This window comes from Pseudomonas sp. LARHCG127, assembly GCF_052871455.1.
In genome coordinates, this window is record NZ_JBIXJT010000008.1 from 206,942 (window position 1) to 221,588 (window position 14,647).

General features: G+C 59.6%; 14 protein-coding genes. 5 read left to right on the forward strand and 9 right to left on the reverse strand.

Annotated features, from left to right (window positions below):
* The first annotated feature begins 166 nt into the window (after nt 1-166).
* The 3 genes from ACIPQ1_RS15770 (at nt 167) to ACIPQ1_RS15780 (ending at nt 2,829) form a co-directional block, all read left to right on the forward strand.
* The gene (locus ACIPQ1_RS15770) at nt 167-1,180 is read left to right on the forward strand and encodes a sensor domain-containing diguanylate cyclase (RefSeq protein ID WP_250965157.1); all 1,014 of its coding nucleotides are present in this window, start codon (nt 167-169) and stop codon (nt 1,178-1,180) included.
* A gap of 79 nt (nt 1,181-1,259) precedes the next feature.
* Entirely contained in the window at nt 1,260-2,003 is a 744-nt protein-coding gene (locus ACIPQ1_RS15775; RefSeq protein ID WP_446534416.1) for a DUF72 domain-containing protein, read from the forward strand.
* A gap of 121 nt (nt 2,004-2,124) precedes the next feature.
* Nucleotides 2,125-2,829 carry a hypothetical protein gene (locus ACIPQ1_RS15780; RefSeq protein WP_411385587.1) on the forward strand — a complete coding sequence of 235 codons (705 nt, stop codon included), beginning with the start codon at nt 2,125-2,127 and terminating at the stop codon, nt 2,827-2,829.
* Between the two features lie 191 nt (nt 2,830-3,020).
* Here ACIPQ1_RS15780 and ACIPQ1_RS15785 read toward each other — a convergent pair whose 3' ends face one another.
* The 9 genes from ACIPQ1_RS15785 to hmpA all read right to left on the reverse strand — a co-directional run bounded on the left by ACIPQ1_RS15785 (nt 3,021) and on the right by hmpA (nt 11,586).
* Complete coding sequence (locus tag ACIPQ1_RS15785; protein ID WP_446534417.1) at nt 3,021-3,335, reverse strand: helix-turn-helix domain-containing protein; 315 nt, start codon at nt 3,333-3,335, stop codon at nt 3,021-3,023.
* The gene (locus ACIPQ1_RS15790; RefSeq protein WP_250965154.1) at nt 3,332-3,676 is read right to left on the reverse strand and encodes a toxin; all 345 of its coding nucleotides are present in this window, start codon (nt 3,674-3,676) and stop codon (nt 3,332-3,334) included. Before ACIPQ1_RS15790 ends, ACIPQ1_RS15785 begins: the two co-directional genes overlap by 4 nt.
* Before the next feature lie 139 nt (nt 3,677-3,815).
* Nucleotides 3,816-4,703: a heme o synthase gene (gene cyoE / locus ACIPQ1_RS15795; protein WP_003178131.1), complete on the reverse strand. Its 888-nt coding sequence runs from the start codon at nt 4,701-4,703 to the stop codon at nt 3,816-3,818.
* Nucleotides 4,704-4,714: 11 nt separating this feature from the next.
* Complete coding sequence (gene cyoD / locus ACIPQ1_RS15800; RefSeq protein ID WP_014340102.1) at nt 4,715-5,050, reverse strand: cytochrome o ubiquinol oxidase subunit IV; 336 nt, start codon at nt 5,048-5,050, stop codon at nt 4,715-4,717.
* The gene (locus ACIPQ1_RS15805) at nt 5,051-5,677 is read right to left on the reverse strand and encodes a cytochrome o ubiquinol oxidase subunit III (RefSeq protein ID WP_186705091.1); all 627 of its coding nucleotides are present in this window, start codon (nt 5,675-5,677) and stop codon (nt 5,051-5,053) included. It lies immediately after the preceding gene.
* A gap of 3 nt (nt 5,678-5,680) precedes the next feature.
* Entirely contained in the window at nt 5,681-7,711 is a 2,031-nt protein-coding gene (gene cyoB / locus ACIPQ1_RS15810; protein ID WP_053187161.1) for a cytochrome o ubiquinol oxidase subunit I, read from the reverse strand.
* Nucleotides 7,712-7,714: 3 nt separating this feature from the next.
* Nucleotides 7,715-8,662: a ubiquinol oxidase subunit II gene (gene cyoA / locus ACIPQ1_RS15815; RefSeq protein WP_186705089.1), complete on the reverse strand. Its 948-nt coding sequence runs from the start codon at nt 8,660-8,662 to the stop codon at nt 7,715-7,717.
* A 776-nt stretch (nt 8,663-9,438) separates the two neighbouring features.
* Nucleotides 9,439-9,948 (reverse strand): disulfide bond formation protein B, encoded by a 510-nt coding sequence (locus tag ACIPQ1_RS15820; RefSeq protein WP_060740730.1) that lies wholly within the window; start codon nt 9,946-9,948, stop codon nt 9,439-9,441.
* 456 nt (nt 9,949-10,404) lie between these two features.
* The gene (gene hmpA, locus ACIPQ1_RS15825) at nt 10,405-11,586 is read right to left on the reverse strand and encodes an NO-inducible flavohemoprotein (protein WP_250965151.1); all 1,182 of its coding nucleotides are present in this window, start codon (nt 11,584-11,586) and stop codon (nt 10,405-10,407) included.
* 152 nt (nt 11,587-11,738) lie between these two features.
* Between hmpA and norR the strand changes: the two genes are divergently transcribed.
* Both norR and ACIPQ1_RS15835 read left to right on the forward strand, forming a co-directional pair.
* Complete coding sequence (gene norR / locus ACIPQ1_RS15830) at nt 11,739-13,295, forward strand: nitric oxide reductase transcriptional regulator NorR (protein ID WP_411385589.1); 1,557 nt, start codon at nt 11,739-11,741, stop codon at nt 13,293-13,295.
* 356 nt (nt 13,296-13,651) lie between these two features.
* Nucleotides 13,652-14,554, forward strand: a complete 903-nt coding sequence (locus tag ACIPQ1_RS15835; RefSeq protein ID WP_030139917.1) for a chemotaxis protein CheV — start codon at nt 13,652-13,654, stop codon at nt 14,552-14,554.
* Nucleotides 14,555-14,647: the final 93 nt, after the last annotated feature.

Here is a 14,647-nt window from a genome sequence, read left to right on the forward strand (position 1 = left end):
CCAGCGGGAGCAAGCTCCCTCGTCGGACCGGCCCAGCGGGAGCAAGCTCCCTCGCCACAGTTCAGGCGTTCACCCGAAGCGCTGCCCGCTAGTGACCCCACGCCCCATCGGCTACTCTTCACCCCTGGAGAGCATTTTGATATCAGGGCTGATTGAGGGAACAACGATGGACGACGCCTCGAAGATCGATTTGCTGCGGTTCGATTTGTCCGATCTGGACGAAAGCGTGCTGCACACCATCATGGAGCTGGTCAGCGACGGCATTTGGGACTGGAACGCCAATACCGGGTTCGTCTATCGCAACCCCGGCTGGTACACCATGCTCGGTTATACGCCCCATTCCCTGAGCAATACCGTGCTGACTTGGGAGAGCGTGATCCATCCAGAGGATTATCCCCAGGTGATGGCCCTGTTCGACGACTATCTGGAACAACGGTCGCCAAAATACCAAGCCGAATACCGCTGCCGGGCCCATGACGGCTCCTATATCTGGATCGAAGACCGCGGTTATGTGATTGCTCGCAACCCCGACGGCAGCGTTGCTCGAATGATCGGCGCCCATCGCAGCATCGACGACAAGAAGCGCCTGTTCGAGCAACTCGAACGGCGTAACAAATCCCTGGAAGCGATCATCGAAGAGCGCACTCGCGAGTTGTCTCGCGTCAACCATCAACTGCAAATCCAACTCGACGAAAACCGCAGGCTCGCCGAAACCGATGCCTTGACCCTGGTCGCCAACCGCTATCGCCTGGAGCAGGCGCTGCCACTGGCCTGTGAGCGTGCCCAGCGCTTTCGCGAACCGTTGTCGCTGATCGCCATGGACGTCGACGACTTCAAGGACATCAATGACCGCTACGGCCACGCCTTTGGTGACGCAGCGCTGGTGCAGGTGGTGCAGGCGGTCAAACGCTGCGAGCGCGACGGAGACCTGTTGGTGCGCTGGGGCGGCGATGAATTCATCATGATCTTGCCAAACACGTCGTTGGCCGATGCGGTCCTGATGGCTGAAACCATTCGCCGAGGCCTGTCCGACCTGCTTCCGGTGGGCGACTTCCCGATCACCATGAGCTTTGGTGTGGTCCAGCGGCTCGACGACGAGACGCAAGAAGTACTGATGGATCGGGCAGACCAGGCGTTGTATCGCTCCAAGATGGCCGGCAAAAACGTGATCTGCAACTGAAGCCGCGATTGCCAGGAATGAACCGATGAGGCGTTTGTCGCGGTCATAGCTTTGTCCCCCCCGCGATAGGTCTTCAAAATTGCCGACTCGACTCCCCTGCTCTTCGAACCTTTTCCTGGGCTGCGCCGGCTGGTCGTTGCCCAGGGCACATTGGCCGGCGTTTCCCGATGAAGGCAGCCATTTGCAGCGCTACAGCGCACGCTTCCCGGCGGTGGAGATCAATAGTTCGTTCTATCGCCCACATCGTCCTGCCACTTACGCCAAGTGGGCGGACAGCGTGGGGCCGGACTTTCGCTTCTCGGTCAAGGTGCCAAAGCAGATCACTCACGATCGACGACTGCACGATTGCGAGGGGCTTGTGGATGAGTTCCTTGGGCAGTGTTCACAGTTGGGCGAAAAACTGGGTTGCCTGTTGATCCAATTGCCGCCATCACTGGCCTTCGACAACACCCAAGCCGAGCGCTTCTTCGAGGCTTTGCGGGACCGGTATCAGGGCCCCGCGGTTCTTGAACCCCGACACCCGAGCTGGCTCGCGCCGCAGGCCATGGCGATGCTGGAGAACGAGCGGATCGGTCGTGTCGCTGCCGATCCGTCCCCCTTATCGGGGGGCGATCGACCGGCAGGCTGGCCTGGCATTCGTTATTACCGTTTGCATGGCTCGCCGCGAATCTACTATTCCCCTTATGAGGAGACCTGGCTGAAGCAGTTCGCGCAACAATTGAAGAGCGCTGCGGATACGCCGACTTGGTGCATCTTCGATAACACCGCCAGCGGCGCCGCAACGCCGGACGCATTGCGGCTGATGGAACTGATGCGCGACTGAAATACGTACCGGCCACCGCTCCGACCGTGACAACACCGCCCGGGTCCAATAGATTAGGCGGCCGGAAAAAAGCTCAATGCCTTTCTCGCCTCATCCCGCTAACAGAAGTAGTGAAATTTCAATGTCCGATTCCAACACCGCTGAATCCGTAGTCACCCTGTCGTCCAAAGCGGAATACGAAAACTCCATCAATCTTTCACAGCATCTGCCCCAGGCCAAGACCATCAGCGAAATGGTCCTCGATGCGTTCCAGTCAAACCGCGAAAGCGACCAGATCCGCGAACTGCGCAACGCCATTCGCCAGGCCCACGATGCGTTCGATGACGACAAGGCCTACGAGTTGATGGGTCAGCTCAAGCAGCTCAAGGACGCTGAGGCTGCGGATTTTGCTGCCCTGGAAGACCTGGGCAGCCGCTTCCCGATCAGCCGCATTCTTTCCAGCTACAAAGACGACCCGTCGTTCCAGGAGCTCGTCTACGGCCTGGCTCTGAAAGTGCTGAACCAGACCCACCAGGCCATCAGCAACCCGAGCGGCAGCAAGGGCAAGGCCTCGCGGCCCAAGAAGGAAGCCGAAGTGTTTGTCATCAGCAAGGACGGCATCAGCGTCACCCTGCCCCTGCGCACGCCACGCTCCAAGCCGAACGTCGACCGCGAAGCCTTCGAGTTCCTGGGCTTCAACTTCGTCGGCGAAGGCGACGAAGCCGAGCTGGAAAGCGAAACCTTCCTGGACAACGACGGCACTGAACAACCGGTCACCCGCAAAAGCATCGTCACCGCGCTGCAACAGCAGAAAGCGTTCGACGGCTACAGCATCGCCCAGCAATAAGCCCGAATCCGGGTCTCCTGTGGGAGCGAGCTTGCTCGCGATTGCGTCGTGTCAGTCAATATCAGTTCAACTGACCCACCGCTTCGCGAGCAAGCTCGCTCCCACAGGAATATCGATAACATCCGAATAACGATCATGAAAAAGCCCCGCGCTTCTCTCGAAGGCGGGGCTTTCCCATGGCTATGAGCGGATCAAACATCACCAAGCCGCTCGACCATATCCGGAAACTTCTCGACCAATTTGATCAACAAAGCCGCCTGGGCATTAGGCTTGGACTTTTCCTGCTCCCAGTTCCTGAGGGTGCCCGGACTGGTCCTGATGCTCTTGGCGAAGACGGCTTGGGACATATGAAGCCTGTCGCGCAAAGCTACGATTTCCTGGGCTGACACCTCGGGAACCGGCTTGTCTTCAATCGAAATCTGGCGAAGGGTAATCTTGCCCTCGCGGTGAGCAGCCATCTCCTCGACGCCTTGCATCATCTCGGCAAACAGATCGCGCTTTTTCATAAGGTACCTCGTACTTTCAACTCAGCTTCTATGGCGCGCTTGAGCATCTTCTCTTGCTCGGAGGTCAGGCTTTCCAGTTCGTCCTTGTCATAAATCGCAAACATCCAAAACTGACGATCATGCCTCAACCAATAATAAATGACCCGCAGCCCACCTCGCTTCCCTTTGCCACGACGTTCATCGAACCAACGCAGCTTACGGAAGCCCCCGGTACGTGGCATGACGTCACCGGCCTCTGGATGCTGCTGCATATAGAACTGAAGCAGGCGATATTCATCATCGGTCAGGTAATGGCCAACCGTGGCAGTGAACGTAGTCGTTTCAAAAAATAAGGTTCGCATGGCAGAAACTATAGGCAAATCGCGTATAGATCAACAAGCCACACTTTATTGCGACGAATGACAGCGGCTAGCCATGGCCCATATCAAAAAAAGCCCCGCGCTTCTCTCGAAGGCGGGGCTTTTTTTGCAGCTCTGGCGCTTAAGGCGCGTAAGTCAGCAACAACTCACTCGGCACCTTGAAATCCAGGGACATCATGACGCTCAGGGCGGTGATGGTGAAGATCGAGAACACGAACAGCTTGCGTGCCCAGACCGTATCGTCCACCGCCTTGTAGCCGGTCCAGGCCATGTACAGCCAGTACATGCCCATGGCAGCGGCGACGGCGAGGTAGCTCATGCCGGCGTAGCCGCTGAAGGTCAGCATCAAGGTCGCCACCAGGAAGGCCAGGATGTAGAGCAGGATGTGCTTCTTGGCCACGCGGATGCCGCGCTTGACCGGCAACACCGGAATCGAGGCTGCCAGGTAATCGTTGAAGCGGAAGATCGCGATGGCGTAGGAATGCGGCATCTGCCACAAGCTGAACATCACCAGCAGCGTCAGCGCCGCCATGTCGAAGCTGTTGCTCACAGCCACGTAGCCGATCACCGGCGGCATCGCCCCCGACAGGCTGCCCACCAGCGTGCCGTGGACCGACTTGCGCTTGAGGTACAGGCTGTAGAGGCCGACGTAGATGACAAAACCGATCACCGCGAACAACGCCGCCAGCGGATTGGCCACCCAGTACAGCAGCGCCACGCCGGCCACGCCCAGCACCGTGGCGAAGGCCAGGGCCAGTTGCACCGGAATCAGGCCTTGGACCAGCGCCCGGTTCTTGGTGCGCTCCATCTTGATGTCGATGTCGCGGTCGATGCAGTTGTTGAACACGCAACCGGACGCCACCACCAGGGAAGTGCCGATCATCGCCGCCAGGAAGATGGCCAGATCGACATGCCCTTTCGAGGCCAGGAAGAACCCGCCCGCCACAGAAAGCACGTTACCGAAAATGATCCCCGGCTTGGTGATTTGGATAAAGTGCTTCAGTGACATCCGGACTTTCCTCAGTGCGCCATCATGTTGGTGTGGATGCTGAACATGATCCACAACGACAGGCCGACCAGCAGGACAATCACGATCGCAGCAAACACAAACGCGACCACGTTGTTACGTTGGGCAGCGGAGCGGTCCAGGTGCAGGAAGTACACCAGGTGCACCAGTACCTGGACCACGGCGAAGATCAGGATGATCCACAGGGTCAGGCTCTTGGGCAGCGACGGGTACATCACCAGGCCGAACGGAATGACGGTCAGGATCACCGACAGGATGAAACCGATGGCGTAGGACTTGACGCTGCCGTGGCCGGCGTCATGGCCATCATGGGAATGTGCGTTAGCCATTTACAGGGTCCCCATCAGATAAACAACGGTGAATACGCAGATCCACACCACGTCCAGGAAGTGCCAGAACAGGCTCAGGCAGCTCAGGCGCGTCTTGTTGGTGGCGGTCAGGCCGTTTTTCTGGACCTGGTACATCATGATCGCCATCCAGATCAGGCCGCTGGTCACGTGCAGGCCGTGGGTGCCGACCAGGGTGAAGAACCCGGACAGGAAGCCGCTGCGGCTAGGGCCGTAGCCTTCGGCGATCAGGATATGGAACTCGTTGATCTCCATGGCGATAAAGCCGGCGCCCAACAGGAAGGTCATGGCCAACCAGCCCAGGACCTGGGTTTTCTTGCCCTTGAACAACGCCAGCATGGCGAAGCCGTAGGTGATCGAACTGAACAGCAGCAGCGCGGTTTCGCCCAGTACATAAGGCAGTTCGAAGATTTCGTGGCCCGACGGGCCACCGGCGACGTTGTTAACCAGCACCGCGTACACCGCGAAGATCGACGCAAACAAAATGCAGTCGGTCATCAGGTAGAGCCAGAAACCGAATACGGTCATCTCGCCCGAGTCGTGGTGATGGTCATCGTGCCCATGGTCATGACCATGGGCGTGTCCAACATTGGTCACTAAGTTCGACATGGTTTAAGCCTGTTCCAACGAGGTTTCAACACGGGTGGCGGTGGCGGGGACTTTCCCGGCCGCGACCAGGCGCTTGTGCTGCTCGGCTTCGATGCGTTCGATGACATCCACCGGCACCATGTAGCCCTGATCGTCACGGGCGGCATGGATCACGAAATACGCCACGGTGCCGACCAGGCTGGCGATGGCCAGCCACCAGATGTGCCAGATCATCGCGAAACCGAACACAGTCAACAGCGCACCCATGACCACACCGGTGGCGGTGTTGTTGGGCATGTGGATCGGCTCGTACTTGGCCGGAACCTGGTACGCGGTACCGGCTTCCTTGGCTTCGGTGAACGGGTCGATGGTTTCCGCTTTCGGCAGCACGGCAAAGTTGTAGAACGGTGGTGGCGACGAAGTCGACCATTCCAGGGTATGGGCATTCCACGGATCACCGTGTTCGCACATGTTTTCCGGCTTCTTGCGATCACGCACGCTGACGTACAGCTGGATCAACTGGCAGGCGATACCGACCGCGATCATCACCGCGCCGAACATGGCGACGTACAGGTACGGCACCCACTCAGGGTTGGTGGTGGCGTTCAGGCGACGGGTCATGCCCATGAAGCCCAGTGCATAGAGCGGCATGAACGCGACGAAGAAGCCCGAGATCCAGAACCAGAACGCTGCCTTGCCCCAACCTTCGTGCAGCTTGAAGCCGAACGCTTTCGGGAAGTAGAACGCAAAGCCTGCGATGTAGCCGAACACGGCGCCGCCGATGATCACGTTATGGAAGTGCGCGATCACGAACAGGCTGTTGTGCAACACGAAGTCCGCACCCGGGATGGCCAGCAGTACGCCGGTCATGCCGCCGATGGCGAAGGTCACCATGAAGCCCAGGGTCCACAGCACGTGGCTGGTGAAACGCAGGCGGCCCTGGTAGATGGTGAACAGCCAGTTGAACAGCTTCACACCCGTCGGGATCGAGATCAGCATCGTCGCCAGGCCGAAGAAGGCGTTGACGCTGGCCCCCGAGCCCATGGTGAAGAAGTGGTGCAGCCAGACCATGAAGCCCAGTACCGAGATCGCGCCGGAAGCGTAGATCATCGAGTGGTGGCCAAACAGTTTCTTGCCGGAGAAGGTCGAGATGACTTCGGAGAAAATACCGAACGCCGGCAGGATCAGGATGTACACCTCGGGGTGACCCCAGGCCCAGAACAGGTTGACGTACATCATCGGATTTCCACCCAGTTCATTGGTGAAAATGTGGAAATCCATGTAGCGGTCAAGCGTCAGCAGTGCCAGGGTAGCGGTGAGGATCGGGAACGAAGCGACGATCAGCACGTTGGCCCAGGTACAGGTCCAGGTGAAGATCGGCATGTCCATCAGCTTCATGCCTGGGGTACGCATCTTCAGCACGGTGGCCAGGAAGTTGACCCCCGTCAGCGTTGTCCCCAACCCGGATAGCTGTAGCGCCCAGATGTAGTAATCCACCCCCACGCCCGGACTGTATTGCAGCCCCGACAACGGTGGATAGGCAACCCAACCGGTCTTGGCGAATTCGCCAACACCCAGCGATACGTTGATCAGTACCACGCCGGACACCAGCAGCCAGAAGCTGAGGGAGTTCAGGAACGGATAGGCAACGTCGCGCGCGCCGATCTGCAGCGGCACTGCAAGGTTCATCAGGCCGGTGAAGAATGGCATCGCCATGAAGATGATCATGATCACACCGTGGGCGGTGAAGATCTGGTCATAGTGTTCAGGCGGCAGGTAGCCAGGCGAACCCTCGGTGGCCATGGCCAGCTGGGTACGCATCATGATGGCGTCGGCAAAACCGCGCAGCAGCATGACCATGGCGACGATGATGTACATCACGCCGATTTTCTTGTGATCGACCGAGGTCAGCCACTCTGTCCACAGGTAGGTCCACTTCTTGAAATAAGTGATACCGGCGAACAATGCCAGACCACCGAGCGCGATGATGGCGAGGGTCACCATGACAATCGGCTCGTGGAACGGGATCGCTTCCCAACTTAATTTACCTAACATCGTTTACTCCTCTGCCCCGGCAGCTGAATGCGAGCTCATGTCCATCCCTTCCATGTTGTGAGCCACTTCCTTGTCTTTCTTCTCGTGGTGCATCGGCTTGCCCGGATTCATCCCTTCATACTTGTCGATGATGGTCTGGAACAGGTTCGGCGTAACCGACGAGTAGAGTTCGACTGGGTTGTTCTGGCTCGGCTTGGAAAGGGCTTCGTATTCAGCTTTTTCAAGCTGTTTAGGTGCCTTCTTCACTTCGTTGACCCAGGCGTCGAACTCTTCCTGGGTGGTGGCGGTCGCTTTGAACTTCATGCCGGTGAAACCCGCGCCGCTGTAGTTGGCGGAGATACCTTCAAGTTCGGTGTTCTGGTTGGCGATCAGGTGCAGCTTGGTCTGCATGCCGGCCATCGCGTAGATCTGGCCGCCCAGGCCCGGGATGAAGAACGAGTTCATCACGGTGTCGGAGGTGACCTTGAAATTGATCGGCGTGTGGGCCGGGAACACGATCTTGTTGACCGTGGCGATGCCTTGTTCCGGATAGATGAACAGCCACTTCCAGTCCATCGAGACCACTTCGATGGTGATCGGCTTGACGTCGGATTCAAGCGGACGATAAGGGTCCAGGGCGTGGGTCGACTTGTAGGTGACATAACCCAGGGCAATGATGATCAGCACCGGAATGGTCCACACCGCCACTTCGATCTTGGTCGAATGCGACCATTTCGGCGTGTAGGTGGCCTGGGTGTTGGTTGCGCGGTACTTCCAGGCGAACAGGAAAGTCATGACGATAACCGGCACAACGACCAGCAACATCAGCAGCGTGGCGGTGATGATCAGGTTTCGTTCATCCAGGCCGACCTGGCCCTTGGGATCGAGCAAGGTCATGTTGCAGCCTCCCAGCAGCAACGTGCCGAGCAGCGGCAACAAGCCTAGTAATCGGGGGTACCTGTTTTTACTCATCTCACGACCTCTAAAGCAGCTTGCGCAATGCAGTTGGGTTTTGATCGCCAACACTTCACCCTGCCAAGGGTTGGCATTTTCTTGGATTGAATAAGGGCTGCCCGTCGAACGTCAGCGGCTGTTCGACACATCCTGGGCCAGCAGTGAGTTCTTATTCGTTGGTCAAAAGGCCTAGTTCAAGCCCAATTCCATTTGGTGCGGATAGTTGGAGGCACCGACACCTGGGGTCGCATGGGGCGCTGGCGCCCTTCGACCACTCTCGTGCTCAAGCTTGAGCCGGGTCGGAAAATCGGTGCGGGCGATTGTAGTGAGGTGACGCGCTGTAGACCATGTCTCATCCCGAAATAATTTTTATCCGATCCGGCAACAATCTCTTGCTGATATTGCAACGGGCCAGCATCTTATCGAAATTAATTCTCAACAAGAACCCCAAAAAACGTAGGTCTACTACGCCCGATTTAGACAGCTTGGATCGATTCGCAAGGGCTTTTTTGCCCGGCAAGCGCCCATTTTCAGGGGCCTGGGGCGCCTGACGCTGCGCTGTTAAAAATGCCTGCTACAAGCGAGACGCTGGCTGCGAAACCAGACGTTTTTTTGTTACAGGAATAAGCGTTTAATCGCCGTCGGAAAGGCTGAGCGTCGCAAGATATGTGACAACGTGTCGCACGTTGTCGCAGGTCATTCTTGCCTCGGATCAAGGACGCTCCGGCTCGGGGGTGAAACGAAAAACGCCCCGGCTCTCCAAGGGAGTAACCGGGGCGTTTCGTTGAGGCGTTTCAGCGAAGCGGTTTGCGGTTACGCGACACCAGCAACGGCACCAGCACCACCGTCAACACGAAGGCCACCAGTGCCCATTGCGCCAGGGACAGGCCCAGGATCGGTGGGTAAGGAGTAGAGCAAAAACCATCGACCTGGAACCCCAGCGGGAAGATCTTCGCCAGCGGCAGGTCATCGACAATCGGTTGCAAGACATCGATACCGCAACTGACCGCGGGGAAGAACTGCGTGTACACGTGATGCCCGGCCACACCGGCCCCAGCCAGGGCGCAGAGCACCACCAGGCCTTCGAAGATCGTCAGGCTGCGGCGGGTGCGCATGGCGGCGCCGATGAAAGCGAAAATAGCGATCAGCAACAACGCATAGCGTTGCAGGATACACAGCGGGCACGGCGCCTCGCCGAGGGCCACCTGCATGTACAGCGCACCACCGATCAGTGCCAGGCAGATCAGCCCCAGCAGCACCAGATAGCGCCGCTCGCGGCCCAGCCGCATCATTTCCTCACTCATTGCGTTTCCCTTTGTCTGCATGGATCGACGCGCAGCCTCGCAACACCCGGCGCGCGATCGGATGTACCGAAGTCTACACGCTGACCATGACAGTGAACGAGCAGCGGGCGTCGACAATTGAAGGGAATAGAGCGCAAGAAGGTTAAGCGGGGATTAATGCGGGTCAGTTGGACAGGGGTGGAGCTGCAGCCGCCATCGCGAGCAAGCTCAGCTCCCACAGGGATTTGTGATGAGTGCGATATCTGTGAACAACCCGCAACCCCATGTGGGAGCGAGCTTGCTCGCGATGGCGGTGGGTCAGCTTGCACTGATGTCGGATCTACCGATGCCTTCGCGAGCAGGCTCGCTCCCACAGTTTTTTGTGGTGTTCACAGAAATCGTGTCCACCACATGTCCCCTGTGGGAGCGAGCCTGCTCGCGATGAGACCAACCCGGCTTCCCCAGTTGGCCGCGACCTTATTCCAGCGCCGCCGCCGGGCCGAAGAATTCGTAGCGGCTCTGCCGGTCGGGCACGCCCAGGGCCTTGAGGTGGCGCTTGACGGCGCCCATGAAGCCCTTCGGCCCAAGGAAATAGGCGTCCAGGTCACGCTGCTCCGGTAGCCATTGCGCCAGTTGCTCCTGGCTCAACAGCCCCACCTTGTCCGCCGCCGGGCTTACCCCGTCGTCTTCGTCGTAGCAGTAAAAACGCTTGAGTTGCGGATGCCGCTTGGCCAAATCGTCGATCCAGTCACGGAAGGCATGGACGCGGCCGTTGCGTGCGCAGTGAATGAAATGCACCGGCCGCTCGGTTTGCAGTGCTGCCTGCAACATGGCCAGGGTCGGGGTAATACCAACGCCGCCGCTGATCAGCACCAACGGTTTTTCGCTGGCACTCAGGTAGAAATCCCCGGACGGCGGGAACAACTGGATACGACTGCCAACCTCAAAATGATGATGCAGGAAGTTCGACACCCGCCCGCCTGGCTCACGCTTGACACTGATCCGGTACTGGCCATTGTCCGCCAGGGCCGACAGCGAATAGTTGCGGCGCACTTCCTCGCCCTCGAGCACGAGTTTCATGCCGATGTACTGGCCCGGCTCGGCCACCAGGATCGGGCCCTTGTCCGCAGGTTCGAAGTAGAAAGAGGTGATTTCCGCGCTTTCCTGGACCTTGGCCGCCAGGATGAACTCGCGCTCGCCACGCCAGCCGCCCAGCGCCTCGGCCTTCTTGTCGTACATGTCGGCTTCGGCGCCGATCAGGATATCGGCCAGCTGGTTGTAGGCAGCGCCCCACGCCGCGATCACTTCGGGGGTGGCGATTTCTTCGCCCAGCACCTCGGCAATCGCCCGCAGCAGGCACGAACCGACAATCGGGTAATGTTGCGGCAGGATCTGCAGGGCAACGTGCTTGTTGACGATTTTCGCCACCAGGTCGCCCAATTGGTCGAGCTGGTCGATGTGCCGCGCATACATCAACACGCCGTTGGCCAAGGCACGTGGTTGGTCGCCGCTGGCCTGGTGAGCCTGGTTGAACAGCGGGCGGACCTGAGGGTACTCGGACAGCATCATGCGATAGAAGTGGGTGATCAGCGCCTCCCCACCGCTTTCCAGCAAGGGCACGGTGGAGCGAATGATGGCGCGCTCTTCTCGACTGAGCATAAGGTGACTCCTGGCGTATGATCGATAACAGTTGCTTATGTCATATCAGTTTCCGTGCCATATTTTTTTACCTTTAATATCAGCAAGTTAAAAAGAGTGTAGTCATATCGACACGACCCACCTTATAGTCGTTTCGACTACATGGAGTCATTATGACCGCAACCGCCCTGCTGACCTCTCTACTGCCGCTGGTAGCCGACCTGTCCCGCGAACTGCCTGAAGGTGAACGTTACCGGCGCCTGCTCGGCACCCTGCGCGCCCTGCTGCCCTGCGATGCGGCAGCGTTGTTGCGCCTGGATGGAGACTGCCTGGTACCGCTCGCCGTGGATGGCTTGAGCACCGATACACTGGGCCGGCGATTCCGGGTCAGCGAACATCCACGCTTCGAAGCGCTGCTGGCCAACCCGCACCCCACCCGCTTCGCCGCCGACAGTGGCCTGCCCGATCCCTACGACGGGCTGGTCGAGGGGCTGGCCAAGCATCTGGAAGTCCACGACTGTATGGGTTGCCCACTGTTCATCGATGAGCGCCCCTGGGGCCTGCTGACCCTGGATTCGCTGGACCCGGAGCGCTTCGAACCCATCGACCTCAGTGCCCTGCAAGCCTTCGCCAGCCTCGCCGCCGCCACGGTCAGCGCCGCCGAGCGCATCGAGCGCCTGGCCTTGAAAGCCGAGGACGAACATCGCCGCGCCGAGGTCTATCGCCAGGCCAGCGGCCAGCAACACCGCGACATGGTCGGCCAGAGCAAGGCCCACAAGCGCCTGGTGGAAGAGATCACGCTGGTGGGCGGCAGCGACCTGACAGTATTGATCACCGGCGAAACCGGCGTGGGCAAGGAACTGGTCGCCCAGGCCATCCACGCCGCGTCGAAACGCGCCGGCCAGCCGCTGGTCAGCCTCAACTGCGCCGCCCTGCCGGATACGCTGGTGGAAAGCGAACTCTTCGGCCATGTCCGGGGCGCCTTCACCGGGGCCACGAACGACCGCCGCGGCAAGTTTGAACTGGCCGACGGCGGCACCTTGTTCCTCGACGAGGTGGGTGAGTTGTCCCTGACTGTCCAGGCCAAGTTGCTGCGGGTGTTGCAAAGCGGCCAACTGCAGCGCCTGGGTTCGGACAAGGAGCACCGAGTCGATGTTCGCCTGATCGCGGCCACCAATCGCGACCTCGCCGAAGAAGTGCGCAACGGCCGTTATCGGGCCGATTTCTATCATCGCTTGAGCGTATACCCCCTGCAGGTGCCGGCACTGCGTGAACGCGGGCGGGACGTGCTGCTGCTCAGCGGCTTCTTCCTCGAACAGAATCGTTCGCGCATGGGCCTGGGCAGCCTGCGCCTGACCAGCGACGCCCAGGCCGCATTGCTGGCCTACGACTGGCCGGGCAACGTGCGCGAGCTGGAACACCTGATCGGCCGTAGCGCCCTGAAGGCCTTGGGCCGCCACCCGGCGCGCCCGAGAATCCTCAGCCTCAGCGCCCAGGACCTGGATTTGCCCCAGGCCCCTGGGGATAACGCCGAACCGTCATCCCCCAACCCGGCGCCGGTCGCACCAGGCGTGACGGGGGACTTGCGCGAAGCGGTGGACGCGTTCCAACGCAATCTGATCGCCGCCTGCCTGGAGCGTCACCAGCACAACTGGGCCAGCGCCGCCCGGGAGCTGGGGCTGGACCGCGCGAACCTGGGGCGGATGGCCAAACGGCTTGGCCTGAAATAGTCGCTTGCTCCCGCTGGGCTGCGCCGTAAGAGCTGTGTAGGAGCTGTGTAGGAGCTGTGTAGGAGCTGTCGAGTGCAACGAGGCTGCGATCTTTCCACTGGCAATTGAGTCGCAAGCGAAAGATCAAGATCAAGATCAAGATCAAAAGATCGCAGGCTTCGCCAGCTCCTACAGAGCCGAGCGGGAGCAAGCTCCCTCGCCACAAAAGCGGTCCCGCACCAGGACCTTATGGCAGCGATCCATGCGATCGACAGGCTTTCATCCTAAAGCCTGCCCCCGACAAGTCGATAACCCAATATCACAAGCTGTTCTGGCGACCTTCATGCTCGCCCCACCTTTTTCCACAGAAGGTTTTTATGTCTTCCAACAAAGCCCGCGCAGATTCACTTTCGCTTCTGCTGTTTACCTTGCGCAGCGGCAAGCTGATGGCGATCAACCTGCTCAAGGTCAGTGAAATCATTCCCTGCCCACCGTTGACCAAGCTGCCGGAGTCCCATCCCCACGTCAAAGGCATTGCCACCCTGCGCGGGACCTCGTTGTCGGTTATCGACCTGAGCCGCGCCATTGGCGAGCGGCCGCTGGAAGACCCGGACGGCGGCTGCCTGATCGTCACCGACGTCAGCCGTTCCAAGCAGGGCCTGCATGTGCAGGCGGTCAGCAAGATCGTGCATTGCCTGACCACCGACATCAAACCGCCGCCCTACGGCTCCGGCGGCGTGCGCGCGTTCATCACTGGCGTGACCTCGGTGGACGGCACGCTGGTGCAAGTATTGGATATCGAAAAGGTCATCCATGGCATCGCACCGGCGCAGATCGAAACCGCGCCGACCGAATTGAGCATGGAAGACGCCGAAGTCCTGGGCAACGCCCGGATCCTGGTGGTCGATGACAGCCAAGTCGCCTTGCAGCAATCGGTGCACACCCTTCGCAACCTGGGCCTGCAATGCCATACCGCCCGCAGCGCCAAGGAAGCCATCGACTGCCTGCTGGAGCTGCAGGGCACGGCGCAGGAGATCAACCTGATCGTCTCCGATATTGAAATGTCGGAAATGGACGGCTACGCCCTCACCCGGACCCTGCGCGAGACGCCGGATTTCGCCCACCTCTATGTGCTGCTGCACACGTCGCTGGACAGCGCCATGAACAGTGAGAAAGCGCGATTGGCCGGCGCAAACGGGGTGCTTACCAAATTTTCGTCGCCCGAATTGACCAAGTGCCTGATCACCGCGGCCAAGGCCGTCGCCGAACAAGGTCGCTGAGACCCACCCGCGTCAATGCGGGCCAGGTTCAAGGAGGCTGCGATCGTCGCGGCCTCTGACCCCTGCCCCGACCTCAGGCATACTCCTGTCCTG

Bases quoted from the DNA above. Each gene is read 5' to 3' on its own strand.
- ACIPQ1_RS15770 (WP_250965157.1), top strand. From the start codon at position 167: ATGGACGACGCCTCGAAGATCGATTTGCTGCGGTTCGATTTGTCCGAT.
- ACIPQ1_RS15780 (WP_411385587.1), top strand. From the start codon at position 2,125: ATGTCCGATTCCAACACCGCTGAATCCGTAGTCACCCTGTCGTCCAAA.
- ACIPQ1_RS15785 (WP_446534417.1), bottom strand. From the start codon at position 3,335: ATGAAAAAGCGCGATCTGTTTGCCGAGATGATGCAAGGCGTCGAGGAG.
- ACIPQ1_RS15790 (WP_250965154.1), bottom strand. From the start codon at position 3,676: ATGCGAACCTTATTTTTTGAAACGACTACGTTCACTGCCACGGTTGGC.
- cyoE (WP_003178131.1), bottom strand. From the start codon at position 4,703: ATGTCACTGAAGCACTTTATCCAAATCACCAAGCCGGGGATCATTTTC.
- cyoD (WP_014340102.1), bottom strand. From the start codon at position 5,050: ATGGCTAACGCACATTCCCATGATGGCCATGACGCCGGCCACGGCAGC.
- ACIPQ1_RS15805 (WP_186705091.1), bottom strand. From the start codon at position 5,677: ATGTCGAACTTAGTGACCAATGTTGGACACGCCCATGGTCATGACCAT.
- cyoB (WP_053187161.1), bottom strand. From the start codon at position 7,711: ATGTTAGGTAAATTAAGTTGGGAAGCGATCCCGTTCCACGAGCCGATT.
- cyoA (WP_186705089.1), bottom strand. From the start codon at position 8,662: ATGAGTAAAAACAGGTACCCCCGATTACTAGGCTTGTTGCCGCTGCTC.
- ACIPQ1_RS15820 (WP_060740730.1), bottom strand. From the start codon at position 9,948: ATGAGTGAGGAAATGATGCGGCTGGGCCGCGAGCGGCGCTATCTGGTG.
- hmpA (WP_250965151.1), bottom strand. From the start codon at position 11,586: ATGCTCAGTCGAGAAGAGCGCGCCATCATTCGCTCCACCGTGCCCTTG.
- norR (WP_411385589.1), top strand. From the start codon at position 11,739: ATGACCGCAACCGCCCTGCTGACCTCTCTACTGCCGCTGGTAGCCGAC.
- ACIPQ1_RS15835 (WP_030139917.1), top strand. From the start codon at position 13,652: ATGTCTTCCAACAAAGCCCGCGCAGATTCACTTTCGCTTCTGCTGTTT.